The organism is Pseudomonas sp. 8 R 14, assembly GCF_900005955.1.
Taxonomy (GTDB): domain Bacteria; phylum Pseudomonadota; class Gammaproteobacteria; order Pseudomonadales; family Pseudomonadaceae; genus Aquipseudomonas; species Aquipseudomonas marginalis.
Map to the genome: position 1 here is coordinate 85,532 of NZ_CVTH01000038.1, position 17,561 is coordinate 103,092.

The 17,561-nt window shown below is 61.8% G+C and carries 13 protein-coding genes and 1 other RNA gene; 4 read left to right on the forward strand and 10 right to left on the reverse strand.

Features of this window, described 5'->3' with window-relative positions; genetic code table 11:
- Positions 1 to 33 precede the first annotated feature (33 nt).
- A complete protein-coding gene (gene dnaX / locus BFQ01_RS07045) occupies positions 34 to 2,082 on the reverse strand; it encodes a DNA polymerase III subunit gamma/tau (RefSeq protein ID WP_065924749.1) in 2,049 nt (682 codons plus the stop codon).
- A gap of 133 nt (positions 2,083 to 2,215) precedes the next feature.
- Between dnaX and BFQ01_RS07050 the strand changes: the two genes are divergently transcribed.
- On the forward strand, positions 2,216 to 2,977 hold the full coding sequence (locus BFQ01_RS07050; protein ID WP_065924750.1) for a substrate-binding periplasmic protein: 762 nt from the start codon (positions 2,216 to 2,218) through the stop codon (positions 2,975 to 2,977).
- A 54-nt stretch (positions 2,978 to 3,031) separates the two neighbouring features.
- On the forward strand, positions 3,032 to 3,403 hold the full coding sequence (locus BFQ01_RS07055; protein WP_065924751.1) for a VOC family protein: 372 nt from the start codon (positions 3,032 to 3,034) through the stop codon (positions 3,401 to 3,403).
- Here the strand turns inward: BFQ01_RS07055 and BFQ01_RS07060 are convergent.
- Positions 3,317 to 4,276: a DMT family transporter gene (locus BFQ01_RS07060; protein ID WP_065924752.1), complete on the reverse strand. Its 960-nt coding sequence runs from the start codon at positions 4,274 to 4,276 to the stop codon at positions 3,317 to 3,319. The genes BFQ01_RS07055 and BFQ01_RS07060 overlap by 87 nt on opposite strands.
- A 102-nt stretch (positions 4,277 to 4,378) precedes the next feature.
- Here BFQ01_RS07060 and BFQ01_RS07065 point away from each other — a divergent pair, with 102 nt between their 5' ends.
- Complete coding sequence (locus BFQ01_RS07065; RefSeq protein WP_065924753.1) at positions 4,379 to 5,242, forward strand: LysR family transcriptional regulator; 864 nt, start codon at positions 4,379 to 4,381, stop codon at positions 5,240 to 5,242.
- A gap of 61 nt (positions 5,243 to 5,303) precedes the next feature.
- The gene (locus BFQ01_RS07070; RefSeq protein WP_065924754.1) at positions 5,304 to 6,206 is read left to right on the forward strand and encodes a DUF2167 domain-containing protein; all 903 of its coding nucleotides are present in this window, start codon (positions 5,304 to 5,306) and stop codon (positions 6,204 to 6,206) included.
- A 56-nt stretch (positions 6,207 to 6,262) separates the two neighbouring features.
- Here BFQ01_RS07070 and BFQ01_RS07075 read toward each other — a convergent pair whose 3' ends face one another.
- The 8 genes from BFQ01_RS07075 to BFQ01_RS07110 all read right to left on the reverse strand — a co-directional run bounded on the left by BFQ01_RS07075 (position 6,263) and on the right by BFQ01_RS07110 (position 17,411).
- Positions 6,263 to 6,850, reverse strand: a complete 588-nt coding sequence (locus BFQ01_RS07075) for a hypothetical protein (RefSeq protein ID WP_065924755.1) — start codon at positions 6,848 to 6,850, stop codon at positions 6,263 to 6,265.
- A 1-nt stretch (position 6,851) separates the two neighbouring features.
- Entirely contained in the window at positions 6,852 to 7,898 is a 1,047-nt protein-coding gene (locus BFQ01_RS07080) for an N-acetylmuramidase family protein (protein WP_065924756.1), read from the reverse strand.
- Between the two features lie 243 nt (positions 7,899 to 8,141).
- Positions 8,142 to 8,238, reverse strand: an RNA gene (gene ffs / locus BFQ01_RS07085) — signal recognition particle sRNA small type.
- A gap of 146 nt (positions 8,239 to 8,384) precedes the next feature.
- The gene (locus BFQ01_RS07090) at positions 8,385 to 9,551 is read right to left on the reverse strand and encodes a zinc-binding metallopeptidase family protein (protein WP_065924757.1); all 1,167 of its coding nucleotides are present in this window, start codon (positions 9,549 to 9,551) and stop codon (positions 8,385 to 8,387) included.
- A 133-nt stretch (positions 9,552 to 9,684) separates the two neighbouring features.
- Complete coding sequence (gene ligA / locus BFQ01_RS07095; protein WP_065924758.1) at positions 9,685 to 12,051, reverse strand: NAD-dependent DNA ligase LigA; 2,367 nt, start codon at positions 12,049 to 12,051, stop codon at positions 9,685 to 9,687.
- Between the two features lie 86 nt (positions 12,052 to 12,137).
- Positions 12,138 to 13,001, reverse strand: a complete 864-nt coding sequence (gene zipA, locus BFQ01_RS07100; protein ID WP_065924759.1) for a cell division protein ZipA — start codon at positions 12,999 to 13,001, stop codon at positions 12,138 to 12,140.
- A gap of 259 nt (positions 13,002 to 13,260) precedes the next feature.
- On the reverse strand, positions 13,261 to 16,749 hold the full coding sequence (gene smc / locus BFQ01_RS07105; RefSeq protein ID WP_065924760.1) for a chromosome segregation protein SMC: 3,489 nt from the start codon (positions 16,747 to 16,749) through the stop codon (positions 13,261 to 13,263).
- Positions 16,750 to 16,751: 2 nt separating this feature from the next.
- Positions 16,752 to 17,411, reverse strand: coding sequence for a GntR family transcriptional regulator (locus BFQ01_RS07110; RefSeq protein ID WP_027603706.1), 660 nt, complete (start codon positions 17,409 to 17,411; stop codon positions 16,752 to 16,754).
- Positions 17,412 to 17,561: the final 150 nt, after the last annotated feature.

Consider the following 17,561-nt stretch of genomic DNA (forward strand, 5'->3'; position numbering starts at 1 on the left):
TCAAAAGTACGTGGATCAATGAATAGCCCGGTGTCAGGACGCCTGGGGCACCGGAGCTTCGACAGGTTCAATTGTATCTTGGCGAACGACCGCACCGAACTGCTGCATCATTTGCTGGATGAGCGGATCGCCGTGGATCGAGTCCTCAGCCTCCCGCTGGCGGTTGATACGCCGGCGGGTGGCAGCCTGGGCCGGGGTTTCCTGCTCGGGCTTGATCAACTCGATAGCGATGGTCAGCGTGCGCCCATGGTACTGGTTCAGGGCGTCGTTGAGGCGCCGCTGCTGGGTCGCGTTGAACAGCGCACTGTGGGCCGGGTCCAGGTGCAACAGCCAGTGGTCGCCATCGATGGCGATCAGGGTGCAGTTGGCGGCGATGCTGCCGGTCATGCCGGAAATCGGCAGTTTCGGGAACAGCTCCAGCCATTGCAGGGCCAGGCCGGTGGCTGGTGCCGCAGCGGGCTCCACCTCGGGTTCCGGGGCAGGCTCGGCGGTGTGCTCGCTGGCCAGGTCGTCCAGGTAGCTGTAGGCCGAATCCATGTCCGGCTCGATGTAGTCTTCGTCCAGCGGCGGTTCGTCGTCGAGGTCGATGCCCGGGGTTGCGGCTTCGACCTGGGCCACAGTCGGCTCGGGAACCGGGGCCGTCACCCACTCGGGGGCGGCCGGTACCACGCTGTCCGGCGTCGGCGCAGGCATCGGCGTCAGCTCAGGCTGCTCACCGACGGTTTCCAGGACGGGCTCGACATAGGGCTGCTGTTCAACCTCGACCTCAGCGTCTACCGGGTCATTCCAGGGCAGGTCGACGACAGGCTCGGGCTCGACAACCGGTTCCGGCTCAACCACCGCTGCCGCCACCACCGCTGCCGGCTCAGGCGCCGGTGCAACAGGGGCAGCAACCACTGGCGCGACCACCGCCGCGCCAGCCACTGGTTTGGCGGAATCAACTGTGGCCTGGCTGATCCCCACTGGCTTTAGCGGCTGTCTCGGTGCGTCCGCCGAATCCGCCGGCCGGAAGGCCAGCATCCGCAGCAGGACCATCTCGAAGCCTCCGCGTGGGTCGGGCGCCAAAGGCAAGTCGCGACGACCGATCAGGCCCATCTGGTAGTAGAACTGCACGTCTTCGGCCGGCAACGCCTGGGCCAGGGCCAACACGCGGTCACGGTCGCCATGGCCGTTGTCGACACCTTCCGGCAACGCCTGGGCGATGGCGACGCGGTGCAGCACATTGAGGATTTCCGAGAGCACGCCGTTCCAGTCCGGGCCTTGCTCCGACAGGTGGCGCACGGCTTCGAGCAACGCCTTGGCATCGCCCTCGATCAGCGCATGCAGCACGTCGAACACCTGGCCGTGGTCCAGGGTGCCGAGCATGGCGCGCACATCGGCAGCCATGACCTTGCCTTCACCAAAGGCAATGGCCTGGTCGGTGAGGCTCATGGCATCGCGCATCGAGCCATCGGCGGCGCGGCCCAGCAGCCACAGTGCGTCGTCTTCGAACGGTACGTTCTCAACGCCCAGCACGTGGGTCAAATGCTCCACCACGCGCTCGGGGGTCATGTTCTTCAGGGAGAACTGCAGGCACCGCGACAAGATCGTTGCAGGCAGTTTCTGCGGGTCGGTGGTGGCCAGGATGAATTTGACGTAGGGCGGCGGCTCTTCCAGGGTTTTCAACAAGGCGTTGAAGGAATGGCTGGAAAGCATGTGCACTTCGTCGATCAGGTAGACCTTGAAGCGGCCACGGCTGGGCGCGTACTGCACATTGTCGAGCAGCTCGCGGGTGTCTTCGACCTTGGTGCGGCTCGCGGCGTCGATCTCGATCAGGTCGACGAAACGCCCTTCGTCGATCTCGCGGCACACCGAGCAGGTGCCGCAGGGCGTCGAGGTGATACCGGTTTCACAGTTCAGGCATTTGGCGATGATGCGCGCAATGGTGGTCTTGCCCACTCCCCGGGTACCGGTGAACAGGTAGGCGTGGTGCAGCCGCTGGCTGTCCAAGGCATTGATCAGAGCCTTGAGCACATGGGTCTGGCCGACCATTTCGCGGAACGAGCGCGGACGCCATTTACGTGCAAGAACCTGATAACTCATCGAAAACCGTCGCAACTGGGAAGCGGAAGCGGGTAATGCTAGCGGAGCAAGGGGGAAATTGCATCCGGCACGCTCGCCTAATCTGACTAAGCTCTGCTGACTGGCCCCGAAAAGGCCTGAACCCGGAGAGTGTATGCGCGTAGTCCTGGGCGCTTTATGGATGATGACCACGGCTTGCCTGGCGGCGCCTGCACCGCTGCGTTTCTCGGTTTCCGACAGTTGGGCGATGCCCATGGTGCAGGTCGAGAACGGCCGGCCTACACAGGGGATTTTGTATGATTTGATGCTGAGCCTGGCCACCCAGGTCGGCCAGCCGGCGGAATTCCACGTGCTGGCCCGCGCCCGTATCGCCACAGCCATGGGCCACGGGGATATTGATGTGCGCTGTTATGTCACCCACGCGTGGGTCGACAACCTGTCCGGCGACTACATCTGGAGCTTGCCTTTAATGGTGCAGCGCAATGTGCTGGTCAGTGTGCGCAACCAGCCGGTGCAGGTGCTCAAGCTGACACCCCAGCCGATCGGCACGGTGCTCAACTATCGCTATGGCGCCCTCGACCCACTGTTTGCCAGCGGCCAACTCACCCGCGACGACGCCCGCAGCGAAGAACAGGTGCTGCACAAGCTGGTGGCGGGGCGATTCAACTACGCGGTGAGCAATGAATGGATCGTCGACCGTTTCAACCAGAAAATGCCGATCAGCCAGCGCTTGCACAAAGTTGCGCTGATTGAGGAGCAAAACCTCGGCTGCATCGTGCGCAACGATCCCGACGTGCCGGCCCAAAAGATCCTGCGCACCTTGCTGCGGATGAAAATGTCCGGCGAAATCGACGACATCATCAAGCTATACACTGGCGAAGACCCGGTCCCCCTGCACGCTCCTGACAAAAACTGACAGGCACTCCTTATAGACTCGGCGCCACACCACGCCCGTTCTCAAGGAGCCCACATGAACACCCTCGCCCATTACTTCCTGCTGTACGTCGACAGCCCGGCCACCAGTGCCAATTTCTATAGCCGCCTGCTGGGCAAGCCGCCGGTCGAATTGAACCCGACCTTTGCCCTGTTCATTCTGGACAACGGCGTAAAGCTCGGGCTGTGGTCGCGTCATACTGTCGAGCCGGCAGCCCGGTTCACAGGCGGTGGCGGTGAAGTGGGCTTCTCGCTGCCCGACACGGCCGCCGTGGACGCGTTGCACGACCAATGGGCAGAACAGGGCGCCATCATTGTCCAGTCACCGACGCCCATGGACTTCGGCTACACCTTCGTCGCCCAGGACCTCGACGGCCACCGCTTGCGCGCGTTTTGCCTGAACGACTGACCGACAGCGCCCCTCCAGGCTGATGGCCGCCACACTGGCCAGCACGATCACAGCGCCCAGCATCACCTGCACGGCAATGTGTTCGCCCAGCAACGTCGCGGCCATCACCATTGCCACCGGCGGGATCAGGTACATCGCCACCGACGCGCGGCTGACCTCCACATGCTTCAACACATACCCCCAGGCCAGATACGCCAAGGCGCTGGGGAAAATGCCGAGCACCAGCACCGCCACATTCTCCGCCAACGGCGCCTGCACCACTGCAGCCGGCAGGCCCGGCAGGTTCACACACAGCATCAGGGTGCCCGCCCACACCATGTAGCACGCCATGGTCAGCGGACTGTAGCGGTGGGCATAGTGCTTCTGCAGGGCGAAGTACACGCTCCACGACACCGCCGCCAGCAGGATCAACAAGCCACGCGGGTCGATCTCACCCAGCCCCTGATCCCCCCAGATCACCACCAGCACGCCGAGCAGCCCCAGCAAGACGCAGCCCCAGCGCCAGGCACTGACTCGCTCCTTCAGGCACAAAAACGCGATCAGCACACTGAACAACGGCGCCGACTGCGCCAGGACGCTGGACGCCGCTGCCGTCACCCATTGCTGCCCATAATTGAGACTGGTGTGATGCAGGAACACGCCGAAGAACCCCAGCACCAGCAACCACGGAACATCCCGCAGGCGCGGCCGGCCGATGCCCATCACCAGTGCCACACCGCCCATGAACAGCGAGGCAATCAAAAACCTTAACAACGCCAATTGGCCGGGACTGTAGCTGTGCAGCCCGATGTGCACGCCAATCGGCGAATAGGCCCAACACAGGATGACGCTGGCGATGACTAGCGTAAGCTTTACAGGTGAAGGGGTATTCATCGACGGCGTCCAGAAACCGGGAAGGAGGGCCGTCAGTCTTGGCCCGGGCAAGGCGCACGACAATTAACCGTTTCTGACTTCTGCAATCACTGGAACTGAGCAATGGAACTGGCCCAATTGAAAATGGTGCGAGCCGTGGCACAAACCGGCAGCGTGGCCCAGGCGGCCGTGCTGCTGCATTGCGTGCCGTCCAACATCACCACGCGCATCAAGCAGCTGGAAGGCGAGTTGGGCACACCGCTATTCATCCGGGCCGGGCGTGGACTGGCCATCAGTGCCGCCGGTGAGATTTTCCTGGATTACTGCGAGCGCATCCTGGCGCTGGTGGATGAGTCCAAACGCGCCGTGGGCGCCAATGCCATTCCCCGCGGCACCTTGCGTATCGGCGCGGTGGAGTCCAGCGCCAGCGGGCGTTTGCCGCCCCTGCTGGCGGAGTATCACCGGCGCTACCCCGATGTCAGCCTGGAACTGGTGACCGGCGCCTGGGGCCCGTTGCTCGACGACCTGCAACACCACCGCCTGGATGTGGCGCTGGTGGCCGCCGGCAACAAACGCACCAAGCTCGAACACAGCGTGGTCTACAGCGAGCGCCTGGTGCTGATCGCCAGCGCGTCCAGCGCCCCCATCAGTGGCGCCGAGGACCTCGCCGGCCGCACCCTGCTGGTATGGCCACCCGGTTGCCCGTATCGCGCCGCCCTGGAAAACTGGGTCAAGCCCCATGACTTCAAGCCGATCATCGCCAGTTATGCCAGCTGGGGCACGATCATCGGCTGCGTCAGCGCGGGGATTGGCGTAGCGTTGGCGCCAGAGGGCATCCTGGCCCGCTATGAGCAGGCCAACCAGCTGGCGTCCTATCGATTTGAAGAGCTGGCGGCCGTGGATAACCTGTTGTTCTGGCACAAGGACACCCAGCGGCATCTGGCCCGGGATGCGTTTGCCGAGCTGTTGCGGGAGACTTTTGGCTAACTCGCAACATGTTGTTTCGGTTATCCTCCAGCGAAATTAATTCAAAATGTAAGGGACTACCATGAATTACTTCCGCCTGTTGTTGGCGGCGGCTGCTCTGAGCCTGCCTGCCGCACCTGCCGTTGCTGCTGCCTCGCCTGCCCCCGTTGAAACCAGTGCCCCCGCCGAAACAGCCGAGCACTTTCTGGCGTCACTCAACCAAAAGACCGGCACGGTCACCCTGCCCAGCGGCATCGCCACCCTCAAGCTCACCGACGAGTTCTACTACCTCGACCCCGCCGATACCGAGCGCTTGCTGACCGATGGCTGGGGCAACCCGCCGGGCTTCAAGACCCTGGGCATGATCGTGCCCAAAGCCGTCAGCCCATTGTCGGAACGCGGCTGGGGCGTGATCGTCAGCTACAAGGCAGATGGGCACATCTCCGACGAAGATGCGGCAAAAATCGACTACGCCGACCTGCTCAAGCAAATGCAGGAAGAAGACGAAGCAGAGAACAAGGAGCGCCAGAAACAAGGCTACGCCGGCCTGCACCTGCTGGGCTGGGCCGAGCCACCGCGCTACGACGACACCACCCACAAGATGTATTGGGCCCGCGAACTGAAGGCTGACGACGCCGACCAGAACACCCTCAACTACAGCATCCGCGTGTTGGGCCGTGAAGGCGTACTGGAACTCAACGCTGTGGCCGCCATGGCCGACCTGGCCACCATCCAGCAGGAATTGCCTAAGGTGCTGGCCTTTACCAACTTCACCGACGGCAACCTCTATACCGACTTCAACCCGAAAACCGACAAGCTTGCCACTTACGGCCTCGCCGCGTTGGTTGCTGGTGGGATCGCCGCCAAGGCCGGGCTATTTGCCAAGATCGGTATCTTCCTGCTGGCTGCGAAGAAGTTCCTGGTGATCGGCGTAGTGGCGCTGCTCGCAGTGATTCGCAAGCTGTTCAACCGCAACAAGGCCTGAACCCCAGGCACAAAAACGCCGCAGCGTGCCCGGCACACTGCGGCGATTGGGATGACTCAGTTGGGCGCGACCAGTCGACTGTATTGATCCTGGCTGATCCAGCCGCTGAACGAGCGGTCGTCGGCATTGATGAACTCGACCTGGGCCCAGCCGTCCTTGAAGGCCAGAACACCGACCACATCGCGCTTGACGATATACGGACGCTTGGCGGCCTTGGCGCCTGGGGTTTTCAGCAGGTAAGCCTTGTCGGCGGATACCGTCACCAGGCCGATCCATTGTTTGCTGGCGGTCTGGGTCAGGTCCAGGCCGGTGGCAATCTCCGGCATCAGCACATTCAGGCAGCCGGGGTGCTGGCGGCCCTCTTCCACCGTGAGGGTCACGCCATCGGACGAAGGCGCCAGGCTGCCGGGATGAGCCTCGTCAAGCCACGTGGTGAGCGCCTCAGGCTTGCCTTGCAGGTAAAACGCGCAACGGCGGGTGACGCCCTCGCCCATGGCTTCCGAATAGAACCCTTCGACCTGATGCTCCGGCGTCACCGCCAGCATCAGCCCTTCGTACTTGCCCGAATGCAACGCAGCCGAACCGGCCAACGCAGGGCCCGCGGCGCACAACGACAACACACCTATCGCTAGAAAACGGATCATCCTATTTTTTCCCTTCAAGTTTTTCGTAGGCTTTTTGCATAAGGACGTCGTAGTTGCCGTAGTCCTCGCCGTTATAGTTACGTGCCATGCCGGTAAAATCCTTGGCTTTCATGGCCTTCATCAATGCCGGGCTCTTGCTGCAAAAACCGAGGAACGCTTTTAGTTGGTTGCCGGCATTCACCTTTAATGCTGCCGAAAACTCAAACACCGTCTTGTAACCGCACGAGGCGAAGTTAAAACCCATGATCTGGAACATGCCCCACGAAGCCGACATGAGTGCAGCTTCCTGATCCAGCGCAAACGCGGTGGCCATGGTTTCCCAAGCCTTGGCCTGGTCCTTGTTATTGGCCTGCCACTGCGGCCCGGCCTTTTTCTTGTAGGGGTAGGACAGCAGCGGGTGCGCCTGGTCGTAGATGTGCTTGGTATACTTGCGAAACAAGTGCCCTTCAAACGCGATCACCGGCAACTTGGCCGGCCCGAACCCGGAACGCCCACCTGATTCCACGGTGGCGAAGGCCTTGATGATATTCACCGAAATACCGCTGCCCAACTGCGTGGCGGCATTCTGAAAGTCCGTTTCGCTGAGGGTCATACCCCCGTCGCACGTGGCCTGGAGCATCAACTGCCGGTTACGTCGCTCGGCCTCGATCATCGCGCGCATGCGGTCCAGGTACACATTGACCGTGGCCTGCACCGCATCGCCCTGATTGTTGCCGAATGCATTGAGAAAACTCGGGATGCGCATCGTCGGGAAGGCCTTCACCGGTACCTTCACCGCTTCTTCGATCAGGCTATTGAACGTGCGACCGGTGGGGTCGACCACGCCATCGGGATGGGCATACTTGAGGTGGCGAAACTGGTATTGGCTGATGCACTGTACCAACTGGCCATCGCACTTGCCGTTTTCGGCCAGCGGGAAACCCATCTTGGGAATGATCAGATTGAATAAATACTGGATGCACTGCACATCGGCGGGTAAGTTGCGGGCTTTACCCGGCGCACCTACCGAGGCACTGATAAGACGGGGTAACCCTTGCAGGCTTTTCATCACAGACATCCTTGTTAGTTAAAGAAGTGATAGCACTTCAATATCAAGTCAGCGCCCTCGTCATACTCTGTAACAAGTGGCCGGCGGAAACTAACAAGGCGGTTTGGGGTTGTCCAGAGGGGTGTTGGAAAGTTGTGAAACAACCATCATCGACCGCGCAATAAAACATCGGCAGTTGACTGAAAACAGGTCATTTGAATTTGAATCGAAGGAGGACTGCAAGGAAGAGCGTTATGGAGGCAACCCCACCAGCCACACCCCGGCACACAATGTTCCCGCTGTGGCTGCTGCCTTCCGGCTCTGACCAGGTTCACGGGTAATCGTTGCGGGGGGACCGATGGGGTCACCATAACGACGCTGGCCTCTCGGCAAGCGGGGCCATTGTACCGATCTCATCGGAAGTTACAACCGTTGGCGACGGATTAAAAATATGAAGGGGTTCAAGCACTTGCCACGGCCGTCAGCATCCCCTCCCACAGGGGTTCATCATTGTGCCTGCAACACCTCGTCCGCCCGGCCACCCTCTTCCTGGATCACCAGGTGGATGAAGTGCAGCTTGGCAATCACCGCCGGTGGCAGCACGAACGGGTAGAAGTCCGGCTGGCCCATGGCGCGGGACAGCTCATTGAGCATGCCGGCCAGTTCGATCCAGGCGTTGACGAAGGACAGGAATGCCACGCCGCCGGGATGTTCGGGGTCATAGAGGGTGGTGAGGGGGAATGGCTGGTAATCCAGGTCCATCTCACGGGCGCTCATGCCAAAGCCCAGGGCGGTGTCGACAGCGTCCATCATGTGCAGGTAGTGGGCCCAGGTTTCGGCCCAGTCTTCCCAGGGGTGCATGGTGGCGTAGGCACTGACGCAGGTCTGCTGCCAGTCGGGGCGTGGGCCGTTCTGGTAGTGCTGATCGAGCGCGTCGGCATAACTGGCGCGTTCGTCGCCGAACAGGCTGCGAAAAGGCTCCATCCAGTGGCTGTTGGCGATCAGGCGATCCCAGTAATAGTGGCCGACCTCATGGCGAAAGTGGCCCAGCAAGGTGCGGTAGGGTTCGCGCATCTGCACGCGGATTTTTTCGCGGTGGGCGTCGTCGGCTTCCTTGATGTCGAGGGTGATCAGGCCGTTGGCATGCCCGGTCATGGGCGCGTTGCCTTCCAGGTCGATGCCGACGAAGTCGAAAGCCAGGCCGCTGTCCTCGTCGACGCTCTTGGGCACCACTTGCAGGCCCAGGCTGATCAACTGTGCCACCAGCCGACGCTTGGCGGTCTCCACCTTGCGCCAGCGCTCGGGGTTCTCCGGGATCGACAGGTCGGGGATGGTGCGGTTGAGGCTGCACGCCACACACAACGGTGCGGTGCTGTGGGCGGGAATCAGCCAGTTGCAGGCCGCCGCGGTGTCGAGATTGGCACAGCGGCGGAAGGCGCCGGCATCGAGGTTGTCGTCCTGTAGCCAAGTGCCTTCCACAGGCCCCGGCTGCAGAGAGGACAAGCGGCTTTGCTGCGGCTGATAACCCAGCAGCGCCTGGCAAGCCAGGCATTGGCTGTTGCGAAAGAACAGCGCTTGCCCGCACCGGCACTGCCACACCTTGCTGTTACGCGAGGTTTCGGCCATGAACGGTGCGGCGATGCGCGAGCTGAGTTGCTCGAAGTAGCGGAACATGGCGATCTCTCCCTGGGTGACTGAGACTAGATCATTTGGGACTCAGGATCGTTCCACTTTCTTCAAGGGCGGCTTCGCAGCCCGGCGCGGGCGGTGCGACGATTCGACAAGCCCGCTCACCATCGGCGCCGTGTCAGACCGAAATGTTGTGTTTGGCAAGGAACGCGACAAAGGCCTCTTCGTCCAGCACCTTCAACCCCAGTTCGCTGGCCTTGGCCAACTTGGAGCCGGCACCCGGCCCGGCCACGACGCAATGGGTCTTGGCCGACACGGAGCCGGCCACCTTGGCGCCGAGGCTTTCGAGCTTGTCCTTGGCCACGTCGCGGCTCATCAACTCCAGGGAGCCGGTGAGCACCCAGGTATGCCCTGCCTCGGGTAGGCCTTCGACCACCTTCTTCTCGCTCTGCCAATGCATGCCGAAGTCCTTGAGCTGCTGCTCAATCGCCACGGCGCGGCTGGCGTTGTCCGGGTTATCAAAGAAGTCGCGCACAGCCTTGGCCTGCTTCTCCGGCAGCGCCTGGCGCATGTCGAGCCAGTCCGCCTTGATCACACCTTCCAGGCTGCCGAACTTGTCCGCAAGTTTCTGCGCGGCGCCGGGGCCGACGGAGGGTACGTGCAGCTTGTCGAGGAAGCCGCCCAAGGTGGTACTGGCGGCGAACTCGGCGCTCAGCTCACCCTGATCCTGCAATTGCAGGCCGCATTCATCAGGCGACAGCAACGCGCCGATCACTTCCTGGTTGTGGCTGTCTTCGAAGAAGCTGTGGATCTCATGGGCCACTTCCAGGCCCACATCCGGCAGGTACGTCAACACTTCCGGCAAGGCCTTCTGCACACGCTCAAGGGACGCCAGGGAGCGCGCCAGCACCTTGGCCGTCTCTTCGCCCACGTCGGGAATGCCCAGTGCGTAGATAAAGCGCGCCAGGGTCGGGGTCTTGCTGTTTTCGATGGCAGTGATCAGTTTCTTGCTGGAGATATCGGCAAAGCCTTCCAGGTCGATGATCTGCTCGTACTTGAGTTTGTAGAGGTCGGCCGGCGAACCGATGAGTTTTTCATCCACCAGTTGCTCGATGGTTTTGTCACCGAGCCCGTCAATGTCCATGGCCCGGCGCGAGACGAAATGGATAATCGCCTGCTTGAGCTGGGCACCACAGGCCAGGCGCCCGACGCAGCGGTACACCGCGCCTTCGCTGACGGTTTCCTTGCCCTTGCTGCGCTTGACCAGTTGCGTGCGCTCCACATGGGAACCGCACACCGGGCAGCTTTCGGGAATCTGCACCGCACGGGCGTGTTCCGGGCGGCGCTCGGTGACCACGGAGACAACCTGCGGGATCACATCCCCGGCACGGCGGATGATCACGGTATCGCCGATCATCAAGCCCAGGCGCGCGACTTCATCCATGTTGTGCAGGGTGGCGTTGGACACGGTGACGCCCGCGACCTTGACCGGTTTCAAGCGCGCCACCGGCGTCACGGCGCCGGTGCGGCCGACCTGGAACTCCACGTCGAGCAACTCGGTGAGTTCTTCCATGGCCGGGAATTTGTGCGCGATGGCCCAGCGCGGTTCGCGGGCGCGAAAGCCCAGTTCACGCTGGGAGGCGATGCTGTTGACCTTGAACACCACGCCGTCGATTTCATAGGGCAGGCTGTTACGTCGCTCGCCGATATCGCGGTAATAGTCCAAGCACTCCTGGATGCCCTTGGCCAGTTTCAGCTCATGGCTGATGGGCATGCCCCACTTCTGCAGTTGCTTCAAGTTACCGATATGGGTGTCGCTGATATCCCCGGTCACCTGGCCGATGCCGTAGCAGCAGAACTCCAGCGGACGACTGGCGGTGATCTTCGAATCCAGCTGACGCAAGCTGCCCGCCGCCGCATTACGCGGGTTGGCGAAGGTCTTGCCGCCGAGTTCCAGTTGCGAGGCGTTGAGCCGCTCGAAACCGGCCTTGGACATGAACACTTCGCCGCGCACTTCCAGGGTCGCCGGCCAGCCGCTGCCATGCAGTTTCAAGGGGATATTGCGCACGGTACGCACGTTGACGCTGATGTCCTCGCCAGTGGTGCCGTCACCTCGGGTGGCGCCGCGTACCAACTCGCCATCCTGATAAAGCAGGCTGACCGCGAGGCCATCCAGCTTCGGCTCGCAACTGTATTCCACCGCTGCGCCACCGCCAAACAGGTCGCCCACCGGCAGGTCAAGACCCTCGGTGACCCGGCGATCGAACTCGAGCATGGTGTTTTCATCAAACGCGTTGCCCAGGCTGAGCATCGGGATCTCATGGCGTACCTGGGTAAAGGCTGACAACGCCGCACTGCCGACCCGCTGCGTCGGCGAATCCCGCGTCACCAGGTCCGGATGCTCGGCCTCCAGGGCCTTGAGCTCGTGGAACAGCCGGTCGTACTCGGCGTCCGGAATGCTCGGTTCGTCGAGGACGTGGTAACGGTAGTTGTGCTGATCCAGTTCAGCGCGCAGTTCGAGGATGCGGGTGTGGGCGGCGGTCATGGGTGTTCTCTCATAAAGCAAAAGAGCAGCCGAAGCTGCTCAAATGTTGGTGCGCTTATTCTAATGACAACGCTGGAAACCAATCCTCAGCGTTTCTGTGTCAGGGCGCGACGCTCGAACTCGACGATGCGCTGACGGTAGTGTTCGATGGTCTGGGCGGTCAGGACGCTGCGTTGGTCATCCTTGAGCTCGCCGTTGAGTTCCTGGGACAGCTTGCGGGCGGCGGCCACCATCACGTCGAACGCTTGTTTCGGATGACGCGGGCCCGGCAGGCCGAGGAAGAAACTCACCGCCGGCGTGCTGAACAGGTCGATGTCGTCCAGGTCGAAGGTGCCTGGCTTGACCGCGTTGGCCATGGAGAACAGCACTTCGCCGTTGCCGGCCATGCTTTCGTGGCGGTGGAAAATATCCATCTCGCCAAAGCGCAGGCCGCTTTCGAGGATGTTCTGCAACAGGGCCGGGCCCTTGAAGCCGGCGGCGTCGCGGCAGATCACGCTGATCACCAGCACTTCTTCAGCGGCAGGCTGATCGTTGACCGATTGGCGCGGCGCATTCTTGCCGGCGTTTTCATCCGGGAAATCGTCATCACGGCTGCTGAAGCTCGGGCCTTCATCGACATCGAGGTTCAGGTCACCCTGATGCGGTTCGGCAGCGGCTGCACTGGCGCGTTTGCCACGCTTGGAGGACGGCTCGCGGGCTTCACGCAGCGGCGCGCTCATCGACGGCAAATCATGCTCGTCCAATTGCGGTTCTTTGTGGGTATCCAGCACACGGGGCGGCCCCAGCAGCTCGGCGCTGCCGTCGTCGTCGGGCAAGTTGGACAGGTTGCGGTCCAGACGGAATTTGAGCTTGCCCTTGCCACCGCGCATGCGGCGCCAGCCATCAAAAAGAATACCGGCAATGACAATGATGCCGATGACGATCAGCCACTCGCGCAGACCGATTTCCATGTAATCCCGTGCCTCTAATAAAAAATGCTGAAAAATAAGGGGTTTAGCACCGTGCAAACCGCTTTAAAACGTGGCGCCAACTCTATGTTCTGACTGACGTTTTGCCCACGCATACGAAAAATTGACATTAAACTAGCACGACCAAAGATAACTTTACACCGTCTGTCAAAATGCCTTGAACAAATATGTCCATTTGCCACTTTCACTCGGCCGGTAAATCACCTGACATCGCGCGGAAAACTTTCTCTCATGGCGCAGCTCAGGATTCCACCATCGCCATCGCTTCTTCGACATCCACCGCGACCAAACGTGAACAACCCGGTTCATGCATTGTCACCCCCATCAACTGATCAGCCATTTCCATGGCGATCTTGTTGTGGGTGATATAGATGAACTGCACCGTCTGGGACATCTCCTTGACCAGTCGCGCATAGCGTCCAACGTTAGCGTCATCCAATGGTGCATCAACTTCATCGAGCATGCAGAACGGCGCCGGGTTCAACTTGAAGATGGCAAACACCAGGGCCAATGCGGTCAGGGCTTTTTCGCCGCCGGACAACAAATGGATGGTGCTGTTCTTCTTGCCCGGAGGCCGCGCCATGATCGTTACCCCTGTATCGAGTAGATCTTCGCCCGTCAGTTCCAAGTAAGCGCTGCCACCACCGAAAACTTTCGGGAATAACGCCTGTAAACCGCCATTAATCTGATCAAAGGTATCTTTGAAGCGATTACGGGTTTCCTTGTCGATCTTGCGGATTACGTTTTCCAGGGTGTCCAGGGCTTCTACCAGGTCGGCGTCCTGGGCATCCAGATAACGTTTGCGCTCGGACTGCTGCTGGTATTCATCGATGGCCGCGAGGTTGATCGCGCCCAGTCGCTGGATACGTGCGGCAATCCGTTCAAGTTCTTCCTCGGCTTCTTTCTCGCTGGCCTGGGCGGTCAAGGTATTGAGCACACCGTGCAAGTCGTAGCCGTCTTCGAGCAATTGGTCTTGCAGGGCCTTGCGGCGCACGGTCAGGGCTTGCCATTCCATGCGCTGTTGCTCGAGCTGGCCGCGAATCAGCTGGGATTGCTGCTCGGCCTGGGTCCGGCGTTTTTCTGCGTCGCGCAGTTCGCGGTCGGCGTCTTCCAGGGCGATCTGTGCGGTCTTGAGTTCTTCGTCGACGGTCATGCGCTTGTCGAGCAACTCTTCAAGCTTGAGGCGCAGCTCTTCCAGCGGCGCTTCGCCCTCCTCCAGGTTGAGGCTCAGTTGCTCGCGTTTTTCGGTCAGGCGTTCGGACTGCATCTCCAGGCGCTCAAGGGCCTGGGCTGTGGAATTGTGCTGGGCCTTGAGCGAACCCAGGCGCACGGCCAACTGATGGGCGTGGTCCTTGTGCTGGCGGGCTTCCTGGCGCACACGATCAAGGCGCTCGCGCAGGCTGTCACGCTGGGCCAGCAGCAATTCGCGCTGCTCGGTGTCCAGGGCCATGCTGTCGAGGGCTTCCTGCAATTGCAGGCGCGCTTCGCCGATCTGCTCGTGTTCCAGGGCGCGCTGCTCGCCCATCTCGGCCACTTCCTCATCGAGACGGGTACGGCGCAGGGTCAGTTGCTCGGCCTTGGCTTTGCTCGCGGAAAGCTGGGCTTTCAATTCGCCTTGCTGGCGCGCTTCGTCCTGCAACAGGCGGCGCAGGTGTTCGCGGCCGGTCTCTTGCTGGCGCTGGGTGGCGCGCAGGGTTTGCAGTTCGGTTTCGAGGCTTTCCAAGGTAGCTTCGCGCTCTTCACGCTCGGCGATCAAGTTGACGATTTCCTGGCCACGGGCCAGAACGCCGCTTTCCGCTTCACTGGCACGGCGCACCCGCAGGAAGTGGCGGCCGACCCAGTAACCGTCGCGGCTGATCAGGCTTTCGCCGCCAGCCAGTTGACCACGCCGGGCCAGGGCCTGCTCCAGGGAGTCCACCGGCCTGACCTGGCCCAGCCACGGCGACAGGTCAATCGCCGCCTCGACCTTATCCAGCAGGCTTCCCGGCACTCGCGTGCCATCAGCGGCGGGGCTGAGCAGACGCAGATCACCCTGGGCAAAACCGGCCAGGTCGAAGCCGCCGAAATCATCCACCAGCACGGCTTGCAGGTCGGCGCCTAAAACGGTCTCTACGGCCAGCTCCCAACCGGCTTCAACTTTCAAGCCTTCGGCCAAGCGCGGACGCTCGGCCAGGTGCTGATCACGCAGCCATTCGGCGGTGCCGGTGCCTGGGTCCAACGCCGCTTGCTGCAAGGCTTCAAGGGACGCCAGCCGGCCATTGAGCCGCTGCAAATCGCCCTGGGCCTGCTGCTGGGCCTGGGTCGCCTGTTGCAGTTGCTGACGCAATTGCTCCAGGCGCTCCACTTGTTGTTCTTCGCTGGCTTCCAGCTCCTCCAGCGTCATTTCGCTTTCGGCCAGTTGCTCGCTGAGCTCCATGATCGCCGCGTCTTCCGGGTCAGCGGCAAGCAGCACGCGCTCTTCCTGCAGGCGACGCTGGCGCTCGGCCAGGCGCTCCATGCTGGTTTCCAGTTGCTGGATGCGCGACTGCTGCACCTCGGCCTGGCGCCGCGGTTCGGCGGATTGCAGGTTGAAGGCGTCCCACTGCTCCTGCCAGCCGTGCATGGTGGTTTCGGATTCTTCCAGCGCAGCGGCGGCCTCTTCGGCGGCGGCGTTGGTGATTTCCTGCTCGGGGGTGAGCATGTCCAGCTCTTCGCCCAACGTCAGCAGCAAGGTGCGGTCGTGGCCCAGGTGCGATTCGGTCTCCAGGCGCGCGCGTTCGGCTTCCTTCAGATCATCCTGCAACTGACGCAGGCGCTGCTGGCCGTGCTGGATGCTTTGCTCGACCCGGGCAATATCACCGCCCACCGAATAGAAACGGCCCTGCACCAGATTGAAGCGCTCGGACAGGTCATGGTGCCCGTCGCGCAGGCGCTCGATGGCGGCGTCGGCATTGCGCTGTTCGGCCACCAGCGCTTCAAAGCTGATTTCCTGGGTGCCGATGATCGCTTCGCGCTGGCCCACCTGATCGTTCAACGCCTGCCAGCGCAGGGCCGACAGTTGCGCCTTGAGCTGGCGCTCTTCGCCCTTGTATTCCTGATACTTCTCGGCCGCCTGGGCCTGGCGGTGCAGGCGCTCCAACTGGCGCTCCAGCTCTTCGCGCAGGTCGGTGAGGCGGGCGAGGTTTTCATGGGTGCGGCGGATACGGTTTTCAGTCTCGCGGCGGCGCTCCTTGTACTTGGAGATGCCGGCCGCCTCCTCGATAAAGTTGCGCAGGTCTTCGGGCTTGGCTTCGATCAGCTTGGAGATCATGCCCTGTTCGATGATCGAATAGCTGCGCGGGCCCAGGCCGGTACCGAGGAAGATGTCGGTAATGTCCCGGCGTCGGCACTTGGTGCCGTTGAGGAAGTAACTGTTCTGGCTGTCGCGCGTGACCTTGCGGCGGATGGAGATTTCCGCATAGGCCGCGTATTCGCCGACCAGGGTGCCGTCGGAGTTGTCGAACACCAGTTCGATGCTGGCCTGGCTCACCGGCTTGCGGCTGGTGGAGCCGTTGAAGATGACGTCGGTCATCGACTCGCCACGCAGGTTTTTTGCCGAGCTCTCGCCCATCACCCAGCGTACGGCGTCGATGATGTTCGACTTGCCGCAGCCATTGGGCCCGACCACTGCCGCCATGTTACTGGGGAAGTTCACCGTGGTCGGGTCGACGAAGGATTTGAACCCCGCCAGTTTGATGCACTTTAGCCGCACGTTTAGGCGTCCGCCAACGCAGCGATGACCAGCGAGCTACTGCGCTGGCAGTAGGCCGACAGCACCTGGCGGATCTGCTCCAGGTCACGGGCGAGTACGGCGGCGAGCAGTTGCTCGAACAGCGCCAGGTACTCGCTCATGGACGCCTTGCGCTGATCCAGGGCCAGGTAATAGGCACGGTTCATCGCCGGCTGCAGGTTTTCGACGGTTTCCTGCAAATACGGGTTGTTGGCAAAGGGGTACGCGGCGCGCATCACATTGAAGCATTCTTCGACAAAGGCGCGGATGTCCTGGCGCTCGAAATTGCTCACCAGGCGCTGCTGGATCTGGACGAACGGCGCCATGTCGGCCTGGGTCTGCCAGCCCTGGGCGACCGCATTGCCAAGCAGGATATACAACTCGCTCATCAGCGTGCACAGGCTCTGCACCTTGTGCGCCGTGAGCTCGGTCACGTGGGCGCCACGGCGCGGCAGGATCGCGATCAGGTGGCGGCGTTCGAGGATCAGTAAAGCTTCACGCACGGAGCCACGGCTGACATTCAGCGCCAGCGTGACTTTCTGTTCCTGGATCCGCTCCCCAGGCTTGAGATCGCCGCGAATGATACGTTCGGCGAGGTGGTGAGCGATTTGCTCGGCGAGACTGTCCGGCGCCTTGAACGTCATGTTTTCCCTTCAAAATCGTCTATCGGTACAAGCGCGGCAGTGTAGCGCATTGGCCCGCTGATGGCGCTACGCCCACCGTGGCGAATTTGGCATGAAATAAGCAAAGCTGAACACCCACACGCCCCCAAAAACGCCGGTTTCAGAAGACTG

Coding starts and splice junctions, on each gene's coding strand:
- BFQ01_RS07075 (WP_065924755.1), bottom strand. CDS start 6,850: ATGATCCGTTTTCTAGCGATAGGTGTGTTGTCGTTGTGCGCCGCGGGC.
- BFQ01_RS07070 (WP_065924754.1), top strand. CDS start 5,304: ATGAATTACTTCCGCCTGTTGTTGGCGGCGGCTGCTCTGAGCCTGCCT.
- BFQ01_RS07050 (WP_065924750.1), top strand. CDS start 2,216: ATGCGCGTAGTCCTGGGCGCTTTATGGATGATGACCACGGCTTGCCTG.
- ligA (WP_065924758.1), bottom strand. CDS start 12,051: ATGACCGCCGCCCACACCCGCATCCTCGAACTGCGCGCTGAACTGGAT.
- BFQ01_RS07060 (WP_065924752.1), bottom strand. CDS start 4,276: ATGAATACCCCTTCACCTGTAAAGCTTACGCTAGTCATCGCCAGCGTC.
- BFQ01_RS07065 (WP_065924753.1), top strand. CDS start 4,379: ATGGAACTGGCCCAATTGAAAATGGTGCGAGCCGTGGCACAAACCGGC.
- dnaX (WP_065924749.1), bottom strand. CDS start 2,082: ATGAGTTATCAGGTTCTTGCACGTAAATGGCGTCCGCGCTCGTTCCGC.
- BFQ01_RS07080 (WP_065924756.1), bottom strand. CDS start 7,898: ATGAAAAGCCTGCAAGGGTTACCCCGTCTTATCAGTGCCTCGGTAGGT.
- BFQ01_RS07110 (WP_027603706.1), bottom strand. CDS start 17,411: ATGACGTTCAAGGCGCCGGACAGTCTCGCCGAGCAAATCGCTCACCAC.
- BFQ01_RS07055 (WP_065924751.1), top strand. CDS start 3,032: ATGAACACCCTCGCCCATTACTTCCTGCTGTACGTCGACAGCCCGGCC.
- BFQ01_RS07090 (WP_065924757.1), bottom strand. CDS start 9,551: ATGTTCCGCTACTTCGAGCAACTCAGCTCGCGCATCGCCGCACCGTTC.
- zipA (WP_065924759.1), bottom strand. CDS start 13,001: ATGGAAATCGGTCTGCGCGAGTGGCTGATCGTCATCGGCATCATTGTC.